The sequence below is a fragment of the Micromonospora sp. WMMD736 genome (genome assembly GCF_049179015.1).
GTDB lineage: Bacteria > Actinomycetota > Actinomycetes > Mycobacteriales > Micromonosporaceae > Micromonospora.
Genome location: NZ_JBMHMI010000001.1, coordinates 2028779 through 2049796 on the forward strand (window position 1 = coordinate 2028779; position 21018 = coordinate 2049796).

The following is a 21018-nucleotide window of genomic DNA, read 5'->3' on the forward strand; positions in this document are numbered from 1 at the left end:
TGATCAGCAATATATGTTGCCCCGGTGACTGAGATGCGCGAGGCCACCTTCCTGATCCTGACCGCGTTGGCCGACGAGCCGCGCCATGGTTACGGGATCATCCAAGAGGTCACCGTCCTGTCGGACGGTCGCGTCACCCTGCTGCCGGGAACTCTCTACGCTGCCCTGGACCGACTGGCCGCGCAGGGCATGGTCGAGCTCAGCCACGAGCACGTCGTCGACGGCCGGCTGCGCCGGTACTACCGGCTGCGCGCCGACGGCCGTGCCGAACTCGCGATGCAGACGGAACGGCTGCGCCAACTGGCGTCCGCCGCCGAATCCCGGCTGCGCCGCCTACGGCCCAACCCCGCCTGATCCCGACTTTCGCCGCGTCCTGGGAGACCCCGTGTACCGCTGGTTACTGCTGTCCTACCCGCGCGACTACCGCCGCAAGCGCGGCGCCGAAATCCTCGAGACCGTACGCGACACCGCAGTCACCCACCGAGGTACGCGGGTGGCCGCCAATCTCGTACGTCATGGTCTGCGCGCCCGCCTCGGCCGACCCGCGAGCCGTACGGTGGTCCTCTGGGCGACGGTCTTCACGTTGGCCTGCGGTCTGTTCACCGCGTCCTTCGGCACCTGGCTGACCTGGCTCGGCTCCCGTCCGCTCGACCACGACGAGCTTGCCGTCGCGGTCAACCAGTTGTATCCGGACAAGCCGGTGAGCCACATCGACAGGGATGACCCGCCGTCGGTGTTCATCATCTACGGCAGTCCGCTGAGCTGGAGCTCCGCTTCGGACCTACTGTTGGGCGACGGCGGCGAATACTCACTGGCCGGCCTCGGCGCGTCCTTCGAGCAACTACCGGCCGACAGCCGACCGCGAGTCCTCGCCGAGCTACTACAGAGGCTGCGGGCCTCCGGGTGGGACGACACCGAAGCCGTCTACTCCAACGCGTACGACTGCGTTCCCGACGACCCGCGCTGCGACCCCGCGACGATACCGTCCAACATCACCGTCTACGCGCAGCGTGGTGACGACATTCTCGAAGTGTCCATCAACGACGACAGCACGACACCGAAAATGAGCCTGGCCCTGACCCGATCCACCCCGTGGAGCGCCTACCCCGTCGGCGTCGTGGCCTTCGTTCTGGGCGCGCTCAGTGGCTGGTGCCTGTTCGGTTGGGCCAGTCGACGTCTGGAGGTGCGCGGTCCGCTGGCCCAGGGATCGGCGAAATTTCTGTTCGGCTTCGCGATGGTGATGTGGTGGGCACCGATCCTGCTGAGTACCTCGCTGATGCTCTCGCACCACCTGAGCGAGCCGCACCCTCGCTGGCATCCACTGTGGGAATGGCTGGGCCAGCCCGCCATGTCACTGGCGTTCCTCTGCGGCTGTCTCGCGCTGGGCGTTGCCGCGCTGTCCCACCGGCTGCCGGCCGACCAGACGCTCGCACACCCTTGACGCACCAGCCGTAACCACCGGGCGCGCAGACCACACCGGCTCGCACCGGCGTCGATCATGCCTGCGCTGCCGAAGACGGAGGCCGCCGTTGGGGTGGGCGCTCAAGTTTCTCGCAAGGTTTGTCCAATGCGGGACGTCGATGGTGAAGCCTCCATCCCCGGTCCGTCACGGACCGCCGGCTTCGAGGAGAGTCATGAGAGCCATCACCTGGATCGGCGACGCGCTGCTGAGCCGCCTCGCCCCCCGCATGCAGGCCGACGCCGCCTGCATCTTCTCCGGCTGGGCCGGTCCCTGCCGCGTCGGGACCTCCGGCTGCAAGGTGCAGTGCCTGGCCAACTACGACAACTGCCCCAGTAGGTGGGTCTGCGCTTGAGTCGCCCGGCGGGTGGCCCGGTCGGCAGACCGGGCCACCCGCCCCCCGCTCTGGCCACCCCTGACCAACCAACGACTGGAGCCGTCATGTCCCTCACCGCCGCCGCTGTGCTCGTCACGGCAGTCATCGGCCTGCTCAACCTCACCCTCGCGCTCGCCCTGATCCGGCGGCTGCGCGACCACGAGACGAGGCTGGCCGGCCTCGAGCCGCGCATCTCTACGCCGCTGGGGAGCCGGATCGGCTCGTTCTCGGCCACCTCCACCCGCGGCGTCCCACTCAGCGCCGACTCGCTGTCCGCACGCGCCACGATCGGTGTCTTCGCCCCCGGCTGCGAGCCGTGCCACCGCCAGCTGCCGGACTTCGTGGCGTACGCCCGCCAGCTCGACAACCCGGTGGCCGTGGTGCTGACCGGCGGCGGGGATCACGCCGAGTTGGTGGCCCGGCTGGAAGAGTCCTGCCACGTGGTCCTCGAGCCGCTCGGCGGACCGGTCAGCGCCGCACTCCAGGTGGTGGCTACCCCGACGCTGATGCGCGTGCAGGACGGCGTCGTTACCGCTGTCGAATCGGTCGTCACCAAGTTGCGGGCGAGCGAGGCGGTGGCGCCAGCATGACTTGTGGATCCTCGATCTGCCGGTGGCGGATGCCCGGCGGAGTCCGGGCAGCCCTCACGATGGCGTGGCGGGCGGCTCCCGGACCGCTGGCCCTACTGGGCCTGGTCACGCTCGTCGCGTCCGTCGTTCCCGTCTGCTCCGCCTGGCTGCTGAAGACGTTGCTCGACCGGATCGTGACCGGAGCGGCGGGACTGACCACGTTCGGCGTCGGCCTCTGCCTGCTCGGGCTCGTCCTGGGTGTCCTGCCAGAGGCCACCAACTACCTGCGTGCCGAGTTGAGCCGTGCGACCGGCCTGGCCGCGAGCGACCGGCTGTACTCGGCGCTCAACCGCCTGCCCGGTCTTGCCCGGTTCGAAGATCCCACGTTCGTGGATCGGCTACGCCTCGCCAGCCAATCCAGCGCGACCACACCGCCAGCGGTCGTCCAGGGCGCCATCGCACTGCTCGGCATCGTCGTGACGATCGGCGGCTTCCTCGGCACGTTGATCACCATCAGCCCGTGGATGGCCCTGGTCGTTCTCGCCGGCGCGATCCCCGCGCTCCTGGCCGAACTCACCCTGGCCAAGCGAACGGCCGCCATGCTGTGGCGAGTTGGGCCGACCGAGCGGCGCGAGTTCTTCTACGCCGATCTGATGGCCAACCTCGACGCGGCCAAGGAGCTGCGGCTGTTCGGCCTGGGCGGCTTCCTGCGCCACCGGATGCTGACCGAGCGCCGACGGGCCGACGTCGAACGCCGCCGGCTCGACCGCCGGGCCCTTCGGGTGCAGGCGGCCCTGGGACTGCTCTACGCCGTCATCAACGGCGGTGGGATCATCTGGGCGGTCTCCACCGTGCACGGCGGAACCATCGGGGTCGGCGACATCGCGATCTTCCTCGCGGCCGTCGCGGGCGTGCAGGCCGGCACCGCCTCGCTGGTCAACCAGGTGGCTTCGACCCACCAGCACCTGCTGCTGTTCCAGCACTTCCAGGACGTCGAACGAACGCCGCCCGACCTTGTCGTCCGCGCCCGCCCCACCCCCGTCCCGACGTTGAACAAGGGGATCGAGCTGCGGGACGTGTGGTTCCGGTACGGCTCGGACTCACCGTGGGTGCTGCGCGGGGTCGACCTGTCCATACCGTACGGACAGTCCCTCGGCCTCGTGGGTCGGAACGGGTCGGGCAAGAGCACGCTGGTGAAGTTGCTCTGCCGCTTCTACGACCCACAGCGCGGAAGCATCCGCTGGGACGGGGTGGACCTGCGCGACATGGATCCGACGCAGCTGCGGGAGCGGATCGGCGCGCTGTTCCAGGACTACATGGCCTACGACCTGTCCGCCGCGGAGAACATCGGGCTCGGCGATCCGGCCCGGCTCGCGGACCGGCGAGCGATTCGGCAGGCCGCGCAAGGCGCTGGTGTCGACGAGACGCTGGCTGCGCTTCCCCGGGGGTACGACACCCTGCTGACCCGCAGCTTCTTCGACGTGGACGGCGACGAGCCCGCCGACGGTGCCCCGCTCTCCGGCGGCCAGTGGCAACGGGTGGCGCTGGCCCGCGTGGTGTTGCGTGGCGACCGCGACCTGCTGATCATGGACGAGCCCAGCGCCAGCCTCGATCCGGAAGCCGAGTACGACATCCACCGCCGGCTGAAGCAACACCGTGCCGGCAGGACGAGCCTGCTCATCTCGCACCGGCTGGGTGCTCTCCGGGACGCGGACATGCTCGCCGTGCTGGACGAGGGACGGATCGTCGAGTGGGGTACCCACGACGATCTGATCGATCTGGGCGGCTGTTACGCGCGCCTGTTCGCCATCCAGTCGTCGGGCTACCAGCGAGGACGGATCGAGGTGGCCACATGAGCGAGTACCTCATGGTCGTACCTCCGCTGGTGCTTCTGCTCGGCGCGGTCGAATGGATCCGTCGTCGGCTCATCGTCACCGAGGTGCGCGGACCAAGCATGCTGCCCACCTATCGTGACGGCGACCGGTTGCTCACCCGGCGCCGTGCCGGCAGCGACCCCCTGTCAACGGGGCAGGTCGTGGTGCTGCGCAATCCGCGCCCACCGGGTCTGCCTGGTTCGTCGACCAGTCCCTGGCTCGTCAAACGCGTCGTCGCCGTCACCGGCGACCCACTCTTTCCCGGGATGCCCGGGGAACACGTGCCGGACGGGTACGTGCTGGTGCTCGGTGACAACCTCGCGCAGAGCCTGGACTCCCGGCATCTCGGACTCATTCCGACCCGCGCCATCCTGGGCACCGTCGTACGCCGAATGGCCAGCCGGCGCCCGACCACAGAAGTCGGCACGGCCTGCGGTGCGCCGGGCCGGCCCGGCGCCGCCACCCCAGAGCGTGTCACCGCCCGGTGGGACCCCGTCGAAGGAGTGGACATCGGTGAATTCCCTGTTTGACTTCGGCCGGATCTTCCTCGGCCTGGTGTTCGTTTTCTCGGTCGCGGGAAAGGTGCATCGCCCCGCGGCGTTCCGCGCGTTCCGACAGTCGGTGATATCGCTGGCGCCTCCCCTGCGCGGCGCGGCGACGCCCGTGTCGGCACTGGTCGTCGTCGCGGAGGCATCATCAGCGCTCACGCTGGCGCTTCCCGCGACCGCCCCGGTCGGCCTCACGTTGTCCGTCGTGCTGGTGACCTCGTTCACCGCAGCCCTGGTCGTGGCGTTGCGGAGAAGGACCGCCACCGCCTGTGGGTGCTTCGGCGACAGCAGTAGTCCGGTCGCGCCTCGGCACATCGCCCGGAACGCGGTCCTGCTCCTGGCCGCAGGAGGGGGCCTGATCGGGTGGGCCGCCGGTGCCCCCGGTGCGGGTCGGCTCTCCGCCGGGCTGATTCTCGTCAGCGGGCTCGCTGCCGTCCTCGCCGTTGTGACAGCGACTCTCGACGACATCGTCTCTCTGATCGGCATCGTTCCCAGGTCGGCGACTCACCACCGCGTGCACGCGGCAGTGACCGTCCGGTCGGTCACCCGGGCTGACGGTGTGTAGCGGCGGGCAGCATATCGGCATGTGACGGGGACATTGTCGGCCGATCGGGCGCGATCGACCAGGCGACGTGGTCGCCGCAGACTCATCCCTTGCCGGGTTCCAGGTTGATGCCCGCGAACGCGGTCACAAGATCACGCTGCTCGTTGGTCGTCAGGGCTTGCAGGTGGGCGAGCTTGTTCCGCGCCTGCCACAGCAGGTACACCGCATCGCGCAGTCCGGGCCGGTTCCGACCGGACAGCGCCTTCACCGCTATGAAGAGCGGACCCACTTCAAGTACGTCGGACGCGTCGCCGATCACGGAGTGCACCGCCGTCTTCCCGCGTGCCCGGAGCAGGTCTGCAGCGACCGCTTGGCGGCGCGTCTCGATCCAGGGCAGCAAGACTCGGGCCTGGGCAGCCCAGATGGCGTGTCGCATCGCCTTCGCCCGGTCGGTGGCTGACCGGACGGCCGGCACGCACTCGTCGTGCCAGAGGTCTACGGCGCCGATGTCCCAGTAGTCGACCAGGTCGCCGGTGGGTCTTCGCCCGGAATTGCGCGCTAGCCGAACGGGCGGGCACTTCGCGGCTGCCGGCGCAGCGACGTCATCGATCAGTGCTGGCAGCACGTCGGGGTCCCCGTCCCATCCGCCAGCAAGGGCGGTGGCCAGACGTATGTCCCACCGGCAGACCTCGATCAGTGTCTCCAGGCGTACGTCTCGTAGGACGCCGGGCTCGGACCGTGCCTCGATCGTCTGCTGTATCTGCGCCGCGACGTCCCACCTCGTCAGGCGTCCCCACCACCAGAGAGCCTCGAACGTCACGTCGGTGTGGTCGGCACCGAGACGCGGTAGGGCGTCGCGGGTACAGACGAGGAGTAGGCGGGGCCGGTGCTCTGCAGGACGGGGCCTGGACTCGGTCACCAGACGGGTGACGGTGTCGGCAACGTCGTGGCGGAGCTTAGGGTGCAACGGGGTGCAGTCGAAGACGGCCGTCTTACCCGCGGCCTCGTCATGGTCGAGCAACCGAGACGTGCTGAGCGGGCTCTCGTCGACGTCCAGGGCCTGGGCCAGCCAGGCCAACGGATCGGCGTCCTCCTCATCTGTGGTAACCCGTCGCGGATACTCGTTGGCCGCCCACAGCGCGGTGGTCAGGGAACTGGTCAGTCCGGACACGAAGTCCCTGTCATCGCCGAGGACCGCTGGAAGGACCACTGCGGTGTGGCGGCCGCGGGTCACTTCCCGCACGGTTTCGGCGACCATGCGCGACGGTCCGGGCAGTCGCCAGATGTCATCGTCCATCGGTTACGTGGCCCGGCTGAGCAGCGCGGCTGCCACGATGGGGTCCAGCAGCCAGCCCTTGCCTTCGGCGTCCTGCTCGGCGATGTCCAGGTCGAGCATGCGGTTGAGCACGTCGTCGGCGTCCTTATTCCAGATGGCCTCCAGGTCGCCGTGGGTCACCGGCTCCACGGCAATCCGGTGGGTGACGGGGTCGATGGTGGCGCAGTACTGGGCCCACAGCATTGCCTCGTCGAGGTGCTCGGTGAGGCCGGCATCGGACAAAAACGTCGCAGCTCGCTGGGCAGCACTGAAGGGGACAGTGAGGCTGTCCAGTACGTCCTCGGTTGATCGCCCCTTCGAGACCAGGAAGACGGCGTCCTCAACGAGGGTCGGCCAGCCGGACGTCAGCTCGTGCAGTCGGCGCCGCTCCTGCGGGTTGTCGAAAGGGAAGTCATGCCAGGCTCGCAAGCCCTCGGCCGACCAGCGACGCAAGTTCAGTCGCAGCAGATCACCCGAGGCCTCGGGATACTCCGCCGGAAGGGTGTAGTCGGCCGAGTTCACGACCATGATGGCGCGGACGGTGCGTAGCGCGGCGACCGCCCTGAGCGCCCGCGCGTACTCTGTCTCGAACTGTTGACGCCGTCCCGGTGGACACTCCACGAGGAGGAACCGGTGCCGTGCTCGGCTGCTACCGGTGAGGTGCCGCGGCACGTCTGCGAGTGTCACCCTCTCGAAGTTGAGCTGGTCCCGCGATGCGGCACTCACCGTGAGGGCCTCCACCACGCGGTCGATACCCAGCGCGGGCGAACCGATCACCAGAGCGGTCGAGTACCGGGTGCCCGTACGCAAGACGCGCGAGGTGCTTCCGCTGTCGTGGTTGCGCTCACCGATCAGGTCCGCGATGTCCGCGTCGGTAAGCGGAGAGCGCCGCGGACCGGACCCGCGGGCGAGGTTGGTCATCGCCGCGCGGCTCATCGTGGGGTTGTACTCGTAGGGGAGCTCGAAATGCGTAGATGCCTCGCGCAGCTCCTGGTCGAGTGCGCTTTGCGTACCCAGCATGGGGGCAACATTCGGTGAGCGCATGCTGTACGACTCGCCGCTGCGGCGCAGCACCCCCAGCCCGACCATCTCGTCGAGATAGCGGATGAATTCCTTCCGAGTGAGCACGTCGCTGGAGAACGCCTCCGGCCAGTACGTCTCGCAGTACTCGCGCAGGTCTTCTGGGCTGAACCGGGCGGCGGCCGGCGACTCGTTGCTCAGCAGCGCGACCACGATGGCGATGACCCGGTACCGGTTGTCCAGGTTGATGGTCCAACGGAAGCGCTGCTCGATCAGGTTGCGGACGTCTCGGTTGGTGTACACCGCGTCGATGTCTTCGCTGGTGATGGTTACTCGGCTGCCGGACGACGACAGCGGGCGTTCGCGCAGGTGGTTGACCAGAGCCTCACAGAAGATCTGCACCAGGCTGGCCTGGTAGTTGGTGAAGGCGGCGACCCGCCACACGAGCTCGTTACGCTCGAACTCGTACCCGATTGCCCGCAGCGGCTCCGCGACCAGTTTGCGCACCTCGGCCGCGCGCAGCGGCCCGATGAGGATGTCGGTGCCGCCGTGCGCCACCGGCGTATTGGCCGAGTCGTGAAACCGTTGTACCTGGTGCAGACCGGCAAAGACCGGCTTGAATCGGCGGCCGGAGGACTCCATCAGGTTCTTCAACCGCTGGAGCGTCTGGAAGCGGGCCCCGGAGTCGGAGTCCTTCGGAGCGAAGTCGGCGGTCAGGAACAAGTCGGCCTCGTCCAGCAGCAAGAGCAGCCGGTTAGCCTCGTGCTTGTCCAGCCAACGTTTGATGCCATCGGCAACGACCTGCGGGCCGGCGTTGGCAGCCATCCCGGACGGCAGCACCTCCAGCGCTTTGAGGTGACGGTTGAGCAGGGCCCAGAGCTCCTTGGGCTCGTGTGACTCGCCGATACCTTCTGACTTGAGGTCGAGGTAGAGGGCCACTCGGCGGCCGGTGGACGCATGGCCGGTGGTTTCCGTGAAGAGTTTCTCTACCCGGCGCAGCAGCGCCGACTTGCCCAACTGCCGGCCACCGTAGACGAACATCGAGCCGGTGGGCGATTCCACCTCTGCCCTTTCGCGGTCACGTCCGACGAAGACCTCGTCAGGTACGTCACCGCCGGCGAAGGGCGTGTAAGGGTTGATCGAGCTGAATGGGAGCGTGATCCGTTGGGTGAGTCGGAAGTCTGGCTCCTCCCGAGAGGCCAGCCAACCAACCACCGCCTCGTCGACCAGCAGGACGGTACCGCTGGTGTCGCGGCCCGGGCTGCTCAAGTTCCGCAGCTGAAGCCGCTGCTGGGCAGGTAGGATGCCGAAGTACAAGATGATGTTGGGACCGGTGCGGAGCCGGTCCGGGATCAGACCCAGCAGACGACCGGGTGTCGCCCGCTCCCACATGATCGCGACGTTGTAACGGCCGTTGGCCTGCGTGCCGAACTGAGGCACGTACGAGCGGCCGGACAGCTTCGCACGTACCTGAAAGAGCGCCGACCGGGTGCGCGGCGCGTCGGAGAGGGTGTTGAGGTAGCTGCCCTCGGCTGGCACCAGGCCCAGCATACGGAGCACGTCGCCGATCAGGCGGCGAAGGTGTGGAGCCTGAGTATTAGCGATCTTGAGCTGGCGTAGCGCACGCCACGACGCGATACCGTCGCGGATGATCTCCGACATCGGGTCACCGGCGCCCAGCTTGCGCTGAAGCTGTGCGATGACGTCGTCCGTGGAATCGCCGACATCCGCGGCCGCCTTCGTGGCCACCTCGACGACCCGGGGAAAGAACGCCTTGAAGTCGTCGTCGATCGGCTCGGCGTCATCCTGCGGCAGCTGCTGACCCGCAGCCAGCAGGGTGAGGAATTCCTCGGCGGTGACCTCATCGCCGTTGTCCAGCAAGTTCGTGATGCGGGTCGCGTCGATCGGCGACCGGGAGACGTCACCGATGCGCTCGCGCAGTTCCTCCCGGTACTCCGTGAGCTTCGACCGGGCCTCCTGGAGCACCTCGTCGAGACGCCCCATCGTCAGATCGAAACGGTCGACGAATGTTGCGCGGAGCCCTTCGAGGTCCTCCTCGAGTCGGTGCGCGGTCTCGTCCCGTCCCACCGACCGCAGTTTCGCGATCGCCGACTCCACCGAGGCCACGGCCTTGCTGTGCCGCTGCCTCAGGTCCCGCCGGGCCTGCTGGCAGGCCTGCCGCAGATCGTTCTGCTCGGTCCCGCTGGCTTCGTCGAGCAGTCGTAGGGCCAGAGCTACGTTCCCCCGCCCGAGATGGCCACGCAACGCCTCGGCAAGGGTTCTTCCGGCGAGCACCCCCCGCAGCTGCTGCAACGTCATCTGCTCGGCGGGGCGGCCGTTCTCGTCCCGGTCCACTTCATACACGAACCGCGCGGCGTGCTGTTCGAGGGATTCGACCGTGTGCACACCGACCGGGGCGGGTTCCGAGGCGATCCAGAGGGCGAGCTGATGCAGTGCCGCCGAGCCGACCGTGCGAATCGCCGCAGGTTGCCGATACTGCCTCGAGGCCCGGCGCAGCGCGTCAATCTGCAGGAAATCCATCGTGCGGTCGGGCTGCCGGATTTCCGCGTACAGGCCCATTGCCTGCTCGATGAAATCGCGGATCTCGTCGATCGACGCCTCTAGCCGGGTCCTGGCGTTCGCCACGATCTCGTTGCGGAGCTGCGATTTGGTACTGACACGGGCATCAGCTTTGTCGATCAGGCCGCGCACCTTCGACCGATCGTGCAGCTGGGCGGCGAGCCGTTGGAGTTGCTTGATCCGCTCGTTCGGGCTGCCACTCGTCGGCGGGCCGGCGTCGGCGAGCTGCGCGACCTGAGTAAGGGCAGTGCCCAGCTCGTTGCCGTCCTTCACCAAGTCGTGCAGGATCCGGGTGGCTCGGTGCATCTTGATGTTGCGGAGTAACAACGACTGCCGCAGCTGCTCTGCCGCGGTGGCCAGACCCGACCACTGCTCCAGCATCTGCGGAAAGCTGGTGTCGTCGCCAGCGAGCCGCACCTGTCCACGATGGACCGTCTGGACCGCGGTAACCACAAGCTCGTGGGACGGCTCGGACTCCATGCTGGCTCTGTCCACCAACTGCTGCAGCCCCAGCGGGGAGTAACCGGTGGTCAGCCCGAAGCGCAGGCACGCCGCGAGCAGCACTCGGGCCTCATCCACGCTTGCGGTGTTGACGTCCTCCTCGTCCGGGGCGAAACCAGCCTGCTTCGCCGCCAAATCGGCCGGGTCACAGCTCATCGCGGCCGCGAAGAAATGCAGGGCCTGGCGGCGCACCCTCGATTCGCCCGCTGCCCGTGTGAGCAGCCAGGCCAGCCCGTACTCCTCCTTGAGCAACAGATTCACGATTGGCGGTGGTTCACCCTCGTCCCAGGGCGACGCCAACACATCGACCCCCATGCCGTCGAGCCCGACTGGGTGGTCGGGGGACTCGACCACGGCTTCGGCGGACTCAGGAACCTCAACGACAGCTTCGACATCGGTCTGTTCGGGGCCTACCTGCTGGGCCTGCTCTGGAGCGAAAGGCTCCTCGATGGATGCCGGATCCATCGGCCGATCCGGCGCAATCCCATCGACTTCCTCCGGTAGGACGTCGGCCGGCGCTTCGTTCGGCCCGTCGTCCCGGCCAGGGGTATGGGATACCGGAGGCTTCTCGGCCTCGAGCTTTGCCAGAATCTCGTCGGCTTGGCCGTGCAGGCCGAGTTCGCGCAGCTTGGCCGCAGCCTCCGTAACGACGCGTCGTCCCTCGTCCTGCTTGCGGCGCTCCTCCTCGGCTCGCCGGACGCGCTCATCGGCCTCATGGAGCGCCTCCTGCCGTTCCGCAAGCGCAACTGCCGCCTCGGCCAGCGATTCCGGTTCCTTCCCGAGCAGAGCACCGATGGACCTGATGACCTCATCCGCGCGCTGAAACCAGCCCGTGAGGTCGGCAAGCGAGTCCGCTGTCGGCCTAACCGAGTCAATAGTGTCCGCTTCCTCCCGCAGAGCTCGCGCCACCTCGGCACCCTCGGCCCGGATCTCGGCCACCGCCGCCACGAGGTCGTCGAGCAACTTGACGGGATCGGGCGAGGCGGTATCAGGCGGACCCAGATCCGGAGCGCTCGGATCGGACAGGCTGGAATGCGGCACGGAAACGACCTCGCCCGTCAAGCGCGCCACGATCTCGTCCCAGCGATCATCGAGGAACTCCCCGCCCGGCACGCTGCCGTCAGCCACAGCGGCGAGGAAGATCACGGCGACCGCGTATGGTTCATGCTGGCGGAGGTGACCGACCAAGGCATCCACGCCTTCGTCGGAAGAAATCAATCGACCCTCTTGCAGACCGTTCGGGAAGCGGCCCTCGACATCCCGCAGAAGGGGCACAAGCCACGCTCGCAGGCGCGTGGTGTCGGCACGCATTGCCTCCGATCGGAAGGACCGCAATGCACGGGGCCGTCCCCGCATTAGTTCCGCAGCCGTGACCCGTACCAGTGGTGCGACGGCCTGAGCGAGGGACGGGCTGGCCGCGAGAAGCGCACGGAGATCGTGGTCATTCAAATCGGTGATGGCCATTTTCAAGCGCGGCATGTTGCGTTTCCTTCAGACACCACTCGGGATTCACGACCGTGAGGCAGTGAGGACTGAGGCGTTGGACGCTATCCGAGGCCGTGGGATCACGCTAGCGTCCGAAGGGTGGAACCCCATTGTCCGCGGCCCTTCCGCCGATGAGTCATTCGGCCGCCTGGTCCTAGTACTTCAGCAGGAGATCCGTTCTGAGCTGCGGTGACGGGGTGGTTTTATCCGTGGGCATGGAACAGCCACCGCTGAGTTTCGTGGTTCCTCGCGTGCGCCGCTCCGAGGAGCGGCACACCATGAGGTTGTGCGTGGTGAACCGGCGGGCTACCCGGCGGCGTGGTGGTGCTCCATGGACGAGGCGACTCGTGCTGCGGAGACATGCCGGCCAGTTGGCTGAGCACAGCAGTTCCCGCACCAGGTCCACGACCTGGTGCGCAGGTCCGTCTAACTGCCCGCCCTGGGCCAGGCTGGCGTTGCCGCCGCCACGTCCGCCGAGCACCGTCTTGACGAGGTGCACGGCCGACGTGCCGCGATCAGGGGCCGACTCGCAAACGTGTCGACGGCCAGTGGAAGGACCTCGGTCATCCCTTGACGGAGGGCCGAGTCGCTAACGGATGGTGAAGGTCAGCGGGTTCGAGATGCCGAGGCCGCCGTGGGAATCGTGGACCCGCACGGTGAAGGTGGATGACGTGCCGGCCGACAGGGCCGCCTGGAACTGGTAGCGCTGTCCGCTGTTGGTAGGCGTCACGGCCAGCCGGGTTGCGCCGAGGTAAAGCTCCACCCGGCCGACGAGGTCCCCGGGATCGGGGTCAGCGACGTCGGCGACCAGCGTGACAGTCGTCGGTTCGAGGAAGTAGGTCTGCCCGCCGGGGGTGCTCAGCGCCACCGCCGGCGGGTGGTTGCTGCCGGTGGACGCCGGCGTCACCACCGTGACCAGCAATGGCGGCGCTGCGCCGGAGAGCGACTGGTCGGTGCTGGCCGAGACGTACAACACGAAGGTGGTGCTGGTGCCGGGCTCCCCGATCGGTGGTGTCCACAGCGCCTCGAACCGATCACCGGTCGTCCTCACCCCCCGGGCCACCGTGACGCCGTCCACCCGAAACGACACCGAGGTGATGCTGTGTCCGCCTCCCACGGTCGCGGTCGCGGCCAGCGGGACGGGGCCCGGCGTGGTGTACACCGCGCCGACGGACGGGCTGAGCCAGGTGACGATCGCCGGGTAGTCAGCGACCGGCGGTGTGGGCGTCGGGGTCGGCGTCACGCTGGGCAGGACGCCGCCGGTACACGCGACGCCGTTGAGCACGAACGACGCCGGCAGCGGATTGCTGCCCGACCAGGCACCGATGAAACCGATGTTCGCGGAGCCATTGGTGCCCAGGGTCGCGTTCCAGCCCAGATTGGTCGCGCTGACCTGCTGACCCGCCTGGGCCCAGGTGGCGCTCCAGGTCTGCGTGAGCCGCTGGTCGGCTGCGGGGAACGTGAACCGCAGCGTCCACCCGTTGACTGGGTCGCCCAAGTTGGTGATGGCGATGTCGGCGTGGAAGCCATCGGTCCACTCGCTGGTGACCACGTAGTTCACCCGACAGCCGGCCGACGCGTCCGCCGCACTGGCGTGTGAGATCGCGGTCATCATCGCGACCACGGCAACAACGATGGCGGCCACAGCAGTCATCGACCTCCGCATGGCCCACCTCGCATAAATAGCCAATCATCAATGAATATGTCGACTGTCCTGCCGTTCCGCCTTCCTGTCAAGGCGCGCACGGCAGTGCTGCCGCCGGCAGGACAACGTCAACAACACGATCATCGTTGGTAACCACGACGTCTCATCCATCGAAACCGACATGGCAGTCTTCGCGATCACCGCCCCGACGAGCGCCCTGCCCCCGCACAGCAGCGATTCCCGCCCAACGGGACGGGGATCAGGCAGAACACGCTGAAGGGTGTCAGCTCAGCGCGTCTCGCTGTGGATCGTGCTGAGCCGCGCGCAGGCCAGCACGGTCAGTGCTGCTCCGAGCAGCACCGTCGCGACGGCGACGGCGGTTTCGACGTCGAGCCCCGTGTCGACGGCCACGGACACACTGACGCCCGTCTGGTAGAAGACGTCGCTGTCGCGCGGCTCCGGCCGGCTCCACCGGGCTTCGTCCACCGCGATCCAGGCCGCCGTGGCCAGCAGCGTGGCACCCATCGCGGCGATCGGGGCGGTGCCATGACGCCGGACCGCGCGGCTCACGACCCAGGCATACCCCCCGAGCACGAGCATCACCGCCACGGCCACATTGGTGAACGAGCCGAGCAGGGCCGTCAGTCCCGACGGGAGGAGGGCGACGAATACCAGGGTGACCAGCGTGAGCACGCACACGGCCGGCGCGGCCCGGCCGAGCTGGCGCAGCTGATCCCGCGGCAACCGCCCGACAGCGACGCCGAGGCAGGCGCAGGCCAGGATCAGGCAGGCTGCGACGGCCAGTTGTCGCAGGAACTGCGTCCGCTGCCGTGCCGGGTCGGTCACCAGCGCGATCAGCTCGCTCGCGCTCGGTGGGGCGTCGCCGAATGACGACGCCGCCCATCCCCACATCTCCACGACGCCCGCGAGGGTGAGCAGGAGCAGGCCACCCTGCAGCAGCAGACGTGTCGACCGGGGCACGGCGGGACCGGTCACCGCGGGGTCAACGGCGAGGGCGCCCAGCACGACGACACCGCCGGCCCCGGTCGCCCAGGGGGAACCGAACAACGCGCCCACGACGGCGACCAGCGCGGCCCCGAGCAGCAGCAGAAGCTGCTTCGCTGAAGGCATCCGCACAGGGTATACAGACGGATCCCGAACTGCCGGCACGCTGGCGTGCGGCGGGAGCGGGCGGCACACGCCGGTGGCCCGGATCGTTGTCGACCCGGGCCCTCGGCGTGCTCTCTGGTGTCGTCGCCACCTGGCCTATGCCCAGCCGACTGATCCCGACTGCGGCCGCCGAGGCGGCGGTACTGTCACCACCAGGCCGCGGTGCAGCCGCCCTTGGCTGCGGCGTTGCCCTCGCACAGCTTGACCTCGATCGAGGTGTTCGCCTCTACCGTCACGTATTCCGCCGTTCCCCGGGGAACCCCCGAGGGCGGGACGTAGCGCACCCCGGAGGGTGTGCGTACGGCGAGGACGGCGGAGTAGAACGGACTGCTCGTGTTGGTGACCACTTTGGCCTTCAGGGTCCACCGGCCGTCCGGGAGCTGGTACTTCGTCACGTAGGCATTGGCGCCGGCCCGGGCGGTGGCGACCGTCTTGGTCCCCGTGTAGGTGGGGGCGCCCGGCCCGAAGCCGGTGAGGTAGTAACTGTTGGCGACGTTCCAGTGGTTGGCCAGGTAGGTGCCGGCCGCTGGGGCGTAGTTGAAGTAGTCGTCATTGTTGCAGTCGATGATGTCGCCGAACGGGGTCGGGCACTCGTTCTTCAGGCCTCCCGACGGCAGACCGCCGTCGTCGTAGCAGAGGATGTCCTGGTCGTCCCAGCAGTGCCCGAACGTGGTGGCGTGCGGTGCGCTCGCCTGGACCGCGCCCATCGCGTGCAGCAGTTCGTGCCCGGCGGTGTTCCAGGCCCAGCAGCCCTCGTCGATCATCGCCCAACCGGGCCCCGAGTTGGCGGGATTGCCCGAGCTCGGGCTGTCGCTGTCACCAGCGTCGTTCCAGCCCAACCCGCACTCGTGGGTGCCCTGGTAGAACGTGACGTAGATCCGGTCAGTCCGGTTGTAGCCGCGAGCCTTCATCGCGGCGGCCACCTTCTCGGGGTTGTTGATCTCGCTGGCCGGCACCTCGACATAGGCGACGATCGGGTTGCAGGCAACAGAGTGGACGAAAATGACGTGCCGCACACCACCGCCGCGCTGTGCGGCCTCCAGAAATGCCGCGTCGATCTTCGTCGCCCAATCCTGAATCTTCGGATCCATCTCGGGATAGCGGTTGGTTCCGCCGGTCGGGCGAACATAGACGAGTTGGACCCGACGACCGCTGACACCATCGCCGACACACACCACCGTGGACGCGGCGCTTGCCGGATTGGCCGGCAGCACCACGACCGGTGTCGCAACTGCGGCGATCAACCCGATCGTCGCCGCTAACCGGCGGAGCCGGCCCCAACTTTCCTTTACCACAAAGCCTCCCTACATCACTCGCGCTGGCCTGCCCAACGCGATCGGAACCCCGCAGTTCCCAGACCGAGAACAGCGGTAGGAACTGTGGGGTGGTCGTGCTCTGATCCGGCCCGTAGCGTGCCGTCCCCTTCGGCGGCGGTCGATGCTCAGGCGGTGGGCTCGTCAAGGGCGGATGGACCGGCGACGGCGGTTGGCAGGCGCGGCAATCCGGCCCGGCCGGCGTCGATGACATCCGGCCGCGCGGTCAGTCAGTGTGTGCGGCCAAACGTGCCACCAAGAACAAGTTCTGAGTCGCGGTAGGACCGCGTGCGCGGTGCTCCGGAGCACCGCGCACCTTGGGTGTTCTGGCGGTAAGCCTGGCCGGCGGTTGGTGCTGCGGGGAAGGGTCTGAGCTGTCCGGAACAGTTCCGCACACGTCGACATGACGGCTACCTGCGGCTGTAGAACCACCGTCCGGGCGCCGCGCCGGCTCGGGACCGCCTGTCGGCTGAGCGACCGCTTCTGCTCCGGTCAGCCAGCACCGAAGCAGACGAAGGCGGCAGCGGTGGCCTGGGCGGGACCGTCGCCCGCCGCACCGAACGCCCGCTGCGCGTCGGCGAGGGCTCGCGCCGGGCCGGCGCCCGCCCGCATCCGCGCGTGCAGGTCCAGCATCAGTGCCGTGGTGGGCTCGGCCGGCACGGGCAACACGGTCGCGATCAGGCACCGGGTGCCGAGCGCCAGGAGCACCGCGGTGAACCCCATGACCTCGTCGCCGGGGCGTAGCCCGGTCAGGCCGGAGTCACAGGCGGAGAGCACCACGCAGCCGGGCGGTCGGGCGACCGCCTCCCACTCGTAGGCGAACAGCGGCCCGTCGGCCAGTTCCAGGGTGGAGAACTGCGGATTGTCCGCGCGGAACGTGCCGTGGGCCGCGATGTGCACCAACCCCGCCCCGTCCAGCGCGGCGGTCAGCGCCGCGGTGGTGGCGTCGGGCCCGGTGAGCGGCCGCGCGCCGGGCAGGACCTGGGCGAGCCGGCATACCTCGGTGTGCCCGGCCGGCAGGCGCGGGCCGGCGGCCAGGACCGGCGGCCCGGTGGGCAGCTCCCGCCGGTCCGCCCCGAGCCAGGCGGTGGCCGAGGGGGCGACGGTCACCGGACGCCCCGCACAGGTGGGCAGCGCCGACCAGGGCACCGCGTGCAGCGCCCCGACCGGGACGATCACCAGGGCCCGGTCGGCCAGCCGCCGTCGCAGCGAAGCGAACAGCAGCCGGTCCAGGGCGGCCGCGGCGTGAACGGCCCCCGCCCGCGCGGCGGCCGCGTCGCCGGTGGTGACCAGCCGGCGCAGGGCGAACCGGTGCCGGCGGGCCAGGTCCGCCGCGGCGGCGAGCGGACCCAGGTCGTGCAGGCTGGCCCGACCGTCGCGGACCAGCACCGCCCGGATCCGGTCGCCGTGGGCCACCAGCTCGACCAGCACCCGGGAGCCGAGCCGCGCAGCCAGCGCGCCCACCCCGGGCGGGGCCAGCACGGCGCCGCCACCGGGCGCCCGCCGGGCCAGGTCCCGGATGCGCTGCTCCAGCCGGGCCTGCCGACCGCGCAGGGCGGTTGCCGGGCGGCCGGCCAGCACCTCGTCTTCGAGCAGGCCGCTGACCAGTCGGAGCTCGGCGAGCGCCGCCACCAGCTCGGGGTCGGCCGGGGGCCGGGCAGGCCGGGCCCGCAGCGCGTTGGCCCGCCACCGCTCCGCCCACGCCAGGACCCGCGCCGGCGCGTCCGCCCGGACCGCGATGTCGAGGCCCTCGGCCGCCAGTTCCTGACCGTACGCTCCGCTGTGGGCACGCAGCTCCGTGGCACCGAGCGACATGCGGTGCCGGTCGAGTACGGCCAGCCCGCGGCGTAGCGCCCGGGCGGCCCCGGGTTCATCCCCACCGAGCCGGCGCGACAGGGCCAGGGCGTACCAGCCCTGTGCTCGCCGGTCGGCTGTGCCGCGACGGCGAGCCCGGGCGGCTATCTCCAGCAGGTTCCGGGCCCGGCCTGGCCGCCCGAGCGCGGCGGCCACCAGACCGGCCTCGATCCGGGTGGTCAGCGCCGGACCCGGCCACCCGGTGGCGTCGAGCTGGTCGGCGGTACGCGCCATGGCGGTGAACAGAGGCGCCGAGCGGGTACCCCGGCGGTACTCGGCGCGCAGCTCGACGTGCCGAGCGAAGACGGCCCAGGTGCGCCGGCCCTGGCGACGGAACCGGGCCCGGGCCGCGGCGGCGGCCTCGGTCGCGGTGTCCAGGTCCGCGGCGAGCAGCGCCGCGCGGGCCCGGGCCAGCAGCGCCTCGGCAAGGTCGGAAGCCATGCCCCGACGCCGCAATTCCCGGACGGCCGCCGTCGCGACCACCACCGCCTCGTCGACCAGCGGCACCGACAGCAGCAGCTCGACGCGGTCCAGCAGCAGCGCCGGCCGGGGTACGGCGAGCCGCCGGTACTCCTCGTCGACGGTGGCGAAGCAGCGCAGCGCCCCGGCGATGTCGCCACGCTGGCCGGCCGCGATGCCGCAGTTCCACCGGGCGTCGGCCGCCGCGAGGTCCAGGCCCAGCCGTTGGAAGGCGTCTGCCGCGCGGGACAGGTCGTCGTCGCTGCCGCCGACGGCGCCCCGGTGGGCGTTGAGCAGCCCCCGGTTGTTACGCGCCCGCGCCTCCAGCAACAGATCACCCTCGCGCAGGGCGATGTCGACGGCCAAGCCGTAGTCGCGTACCGCCTCGTCGTAACGACCTCGGTAGTGCAGCACCACGCCCCGCTGCATCCGGGCCCGCCCCGCGTCGGCACCGACGAGCTGCGGCAGCGCGGCGGTCACCGCGCGCAGCGCCGCTGCGGTGTGGCCGGCGTTGGCCAGCACGTAGCCCAGGCTCATCCGGGCCAACGCTCGGGTCCGGGGCGTGCCGGCGGCCCGGACCGCGCGGCGCAGGTGGCGCAGCGCGCCGGGCAGGTCGTTGAGCTCCCGCAGGGCCAAGCCGACGGCCCGCTCGGCGGTGGAACGCTCGTCGGCCCCGGCCGCGGGCCTGGCGGCCAGCACCCGCTGGGCGATCGTGATCGCCTCGCGCGGGTAGCGCTGGACGGCGTCGAGCGCCGCCTGGGCCGTGCCGGCACCGGAACCGGTGCTGTCGGGCATGCTCCACAGAGTCCCCGAACCGATGCCCAGCCGTCAATGTCTGTGCGAGCCTGTCGGGAATCTGCATCCATCATTAACGGCATTGACACGTGACTATGCTTTGGAAGAATCGACGACACCCGGGAACGTGGCCACGCCGGCCAGTGGCGGGCGCTTCTGCCGACCGCATGGAGGACCCGTGTCGCCTGACCATCCCGCCGCGCCGCGCTCGGCCAGCCAACTGTCCCGACGGCGACTGCTGGCCGCGTCCGCGCTGGCCGCCGTAGCGTCGTTCGCCGCCGGGTCCCGTGCGGCCCCGGCCCGCGCCGACGGGGCGGACGACGCCGCCTACCAGCGCGCCTTCGACGAGGCGTTGGCCGCCGACAAGAACGTGCGTCGGCACACCACACCGGGCCGGGAGTTCCTCTACCGGCCACGGCAGCTGCTCGCCGCCGACGCCGACGCCCAGCGGGTCACCGCCTGGCTGCGTGCCCGCGGCCAGGTGGTGGCCGTGGGCGACGGTTTCGCCGGGGTCACCCGGCTGCTCTTCGACCGGGAGACCGACGTTCCCGCGCTGGTGACCAAGCTGCGCGACCCCCAACAGTGGCCGGGACGGCCGGTGCCGAAGGTGCAGCCGCACCACGTGCTGCTGGGCTGCGGCAACATCATGGGCAACCCGGGCAGCCCACCCGTGACGGTTGCCGCGCTGCCGCCGCCGGACCCGGCCCGGGCGGGTGAGGGCACCGGGGTGACCGTCGGGATCTGCGACACCGGGATGTGGCGGCAGGCCGGCGGCTACCACCCGCAGTGGCTCGGCGGGGCGTACCTGCCGGAGGTCGACGACGAGGACCCGCTCTACGTGCACACCGACGTGCTCGCCCTGCAGGGCGGGCACGGCACCTTCGTCGCGGGGGTGGTGCGGCAGGCCGCGCCCGGGGTCCAGGTCGACCCGGAGCAGGCGCTGACCGCCACCGGCCTTGGCGACGAGGCGTCGGTGGTCGCCGCGATGGCCCGCCTCGCGCCGACGGTGTCGGTGGTCAACCTGTCCCTGGGCGGGTTCACCCAGGACGACAGGCCGTCGCTGCCCCTGGCCAACGCCGTGGCCGCGCTACCTACGACGAGCGCCGTGGTCGCGGCGGCGGGCAATGCCGGCACCAGCCGGCCGAGCTGGCCCGCCGCGCTGGGCCAGGTCGTCGCGGTGGCGGCGGTCAGCCAGCGCGCCGGGGGCGTGGTGCCGGCCACCTACAGCGGGTACGGGCCGTGGATCGACGTCTGCGCGGTCGGCGAGCGCCACAGCACGTACGTCGAGGGGCAGTTGCCGCTGCCGGGCCTGCCGACCCGGGTGTTCCACGGCTTCGCCGCCTGGGACGGTACCTCGTTCGCCGCGGCGCACGTCTCCGGTCGGCTCGCCGCCCTGATGAGCGCCGACGGCCTGAGCGCCGACGCGGCCCGGCTGGCGCTGCTCGCGGCGCCGCGCTGGCACCCCGACTACGGCGTGCTCGTCGGATGAGCGAGCGGGCCGCGAGCGCGCA

The 21018-nt window shown here is 69.9% G+C and carries 14 protein-coding genes; 8 read left to right on the forward strand and 6 right to left on the reverse strand.

The genetic code is table 11. From position 1 onward, the window contains the following. Positions 1–33 precede the first annotated feature (33 nt). From ACN269_RS08585 to ACN269_RS08615, 7 genes are all read left to right on the forward strand, one after another. Positions 34–354 carry a PadR family transcriptional regulator gene (locus ACN269_RS08585; RefSeq protein ID WP_421476230.1) on the forward strand — a complete coding sequence of 107 codons (321 nt, stop codon included), beginning with the start codon at positions 34–36 and terminating at the stop codon, positions 352–354. A gap of 31 nt (positions 355–385) precedes the next feature. Next, the gene (locus ACN269_RS08590) at positions 386–1441 is read left to right on the forward strand and encodes a hypothetical protein (protein ID WP_421471932.1); all 1056 of its coding nucleotides are present in this window, start codon (positions 386–388) and stop codon (positions 1439–1441) included. Positions 1442–1634: 193 nt separating this feature from the next. After that, entirely contained in the window at positions 1635–1814 is a 180-nt protein-coding gene (locus tag ACN269_RS08595) for a hypothetical protein (RefSeq protein ID WP_421471933.1), read from the forward strand. A gap of 86 nt (positions 1815–1900) precedes the next feature. Further along, positions 1901–2425, forward strand: coding sequence for a TlpA family protein disulfide reductase (locus tag ACN269_RS08600; protein WP_421471934.1), 525 nt, complete (start codon positions 1901–1903; stop codon positions 2423–2425). Beyond that, positions 2422–4260 (forward strand): ABC transporter ATP-binding protein, encoded by a 1839-nt coding sequence (locus ACN269_RS08605; RefSeq protein WP_421471935.1) that lies wholly within the window; start codon positions 2422–2424, stop codon positions 4258–4260. Before ACN269_RS08600 ends, ACN269_RS08605 begins: the two co-directional genes overlap by 4 nt. Further along, positions 4257–4808 carry a S26 family signal peptidase gene (locus tag ACN269_RS08610; protein WP_421471936.1) on the forward strand — a complete coding sequence of 184 codons (552 nt, stop codon included), beginning with the start codon at positions 4257–4259 and terminating at the stop codon, positions 4806–4808. The genes ACN269_RS08605 and ACN269_RS08610 overlap by 4 nt, the downstream gene beginning before the upstream one ends. Beyond that, on the forward strand, positions 4792–5391 hold the full coding sequence (locus ACN269_RS08615) for a MauE/DoxX family redox-associated membrane protein (protein ID WP_421471937.1): 600 nt from the start codon (positions 4792–4794) through the stop codon (positions 5389–5391). Before ACN269_RS08610 ends, ACN269_RS08615 begins: the two co-directional genes overlap by 17 nt. Before the next feature lie 82 nt (positions 5392–5473). On the opposite strand, the gene ACN269_RS08620 is transcribed toward ACN269_RS08615, so the two are convergent. From ACN269_RS08620 to ACN269_RS08645, 6 genes are all read right to left on the reverse strand, one after another. After that, positions 5474–6667 carry a hypothetical protein gene (locus ACN269_RS08620; protein WP_421471938.1) on the reverse strand — a complete coding sequence of 398 codons (1194 nt, stop codon included), beginning with the start codon at positions 6665–6667 and terminating at the stop codon, positions 5474–5476. A gap of 3 nt (positions 6668–6670) precedes the next feature. Continuing rightward, complete coding sequence (locus tag ACN269_RS08625; protein WP_421471939.1) at positions 6671–12097, reverse strand: hypothetical protein; 5427 nt, start codon at positions 12095–12097, stop codon at positions 6671–6673. Positions 12098–12860: 763 nt separating this feature from the next. Then, the gene (locus ACN269_RS08630; protein ID WP_421471940.1) at positions 12861–13925 is read right to left on the reverse strand and encodes a cellulose binding domain-containing protein; all 1065 of its coding nucleotides are present in this window, start codon (positions 13923–13925) and stop codon (positions 12861–12863) included. Positions 13926–14204: 279 nt separating this feature from the next. Beyond that, positions 14205–15047, reverse strand: coding sequence for a hypothetical protein (locus tag ACN269_RS08635; RefSeq protein ID WP_421471941.1), 843 nt, complete (start codon positions 15045–15047; stop codon positions 14205–14207). 185 nt (positions 15048–15232) lie between these two features. Next, complete coding sequence (locus tag ACN269_RS08640) at positions 15233–16177, reverse strand: hypothetical protein (RefSeq protein WP_421471942.1); 945 nt, start codon at positions 16175–16177, stop codon at positions 15233–15235. A 714-nt stretch (positions 16178–16891) separates the two neighbouring features. Then, on the reverse strand, positions 16892–19507 hold the full coding sequence (locus ACN269_RS08645; protein WP_421471943.1) for a CHAT domain-containing protein: 2616 nt from the start codon (positions 19505–19507) through the stop codon (positions 16892–16894). 178 nt (positions 19508–19685) lie between these two features. Between ACN269_RS08645 and ACN269_RS08650 the strand changes: the two genes are divergently transcribed. Then, complete coding sequence (locus ACN269_RS08650) at positions 19686–20996, forward strand: S8 family peptidase (RefSeq protein ID WP_421471944.1); 1311 nt, start codon at positions 19686–19688, stop codon at positions 20994–20996. The last annotated feature ends 22 nt before the right edge of the window (positions 20997–21018 follow it).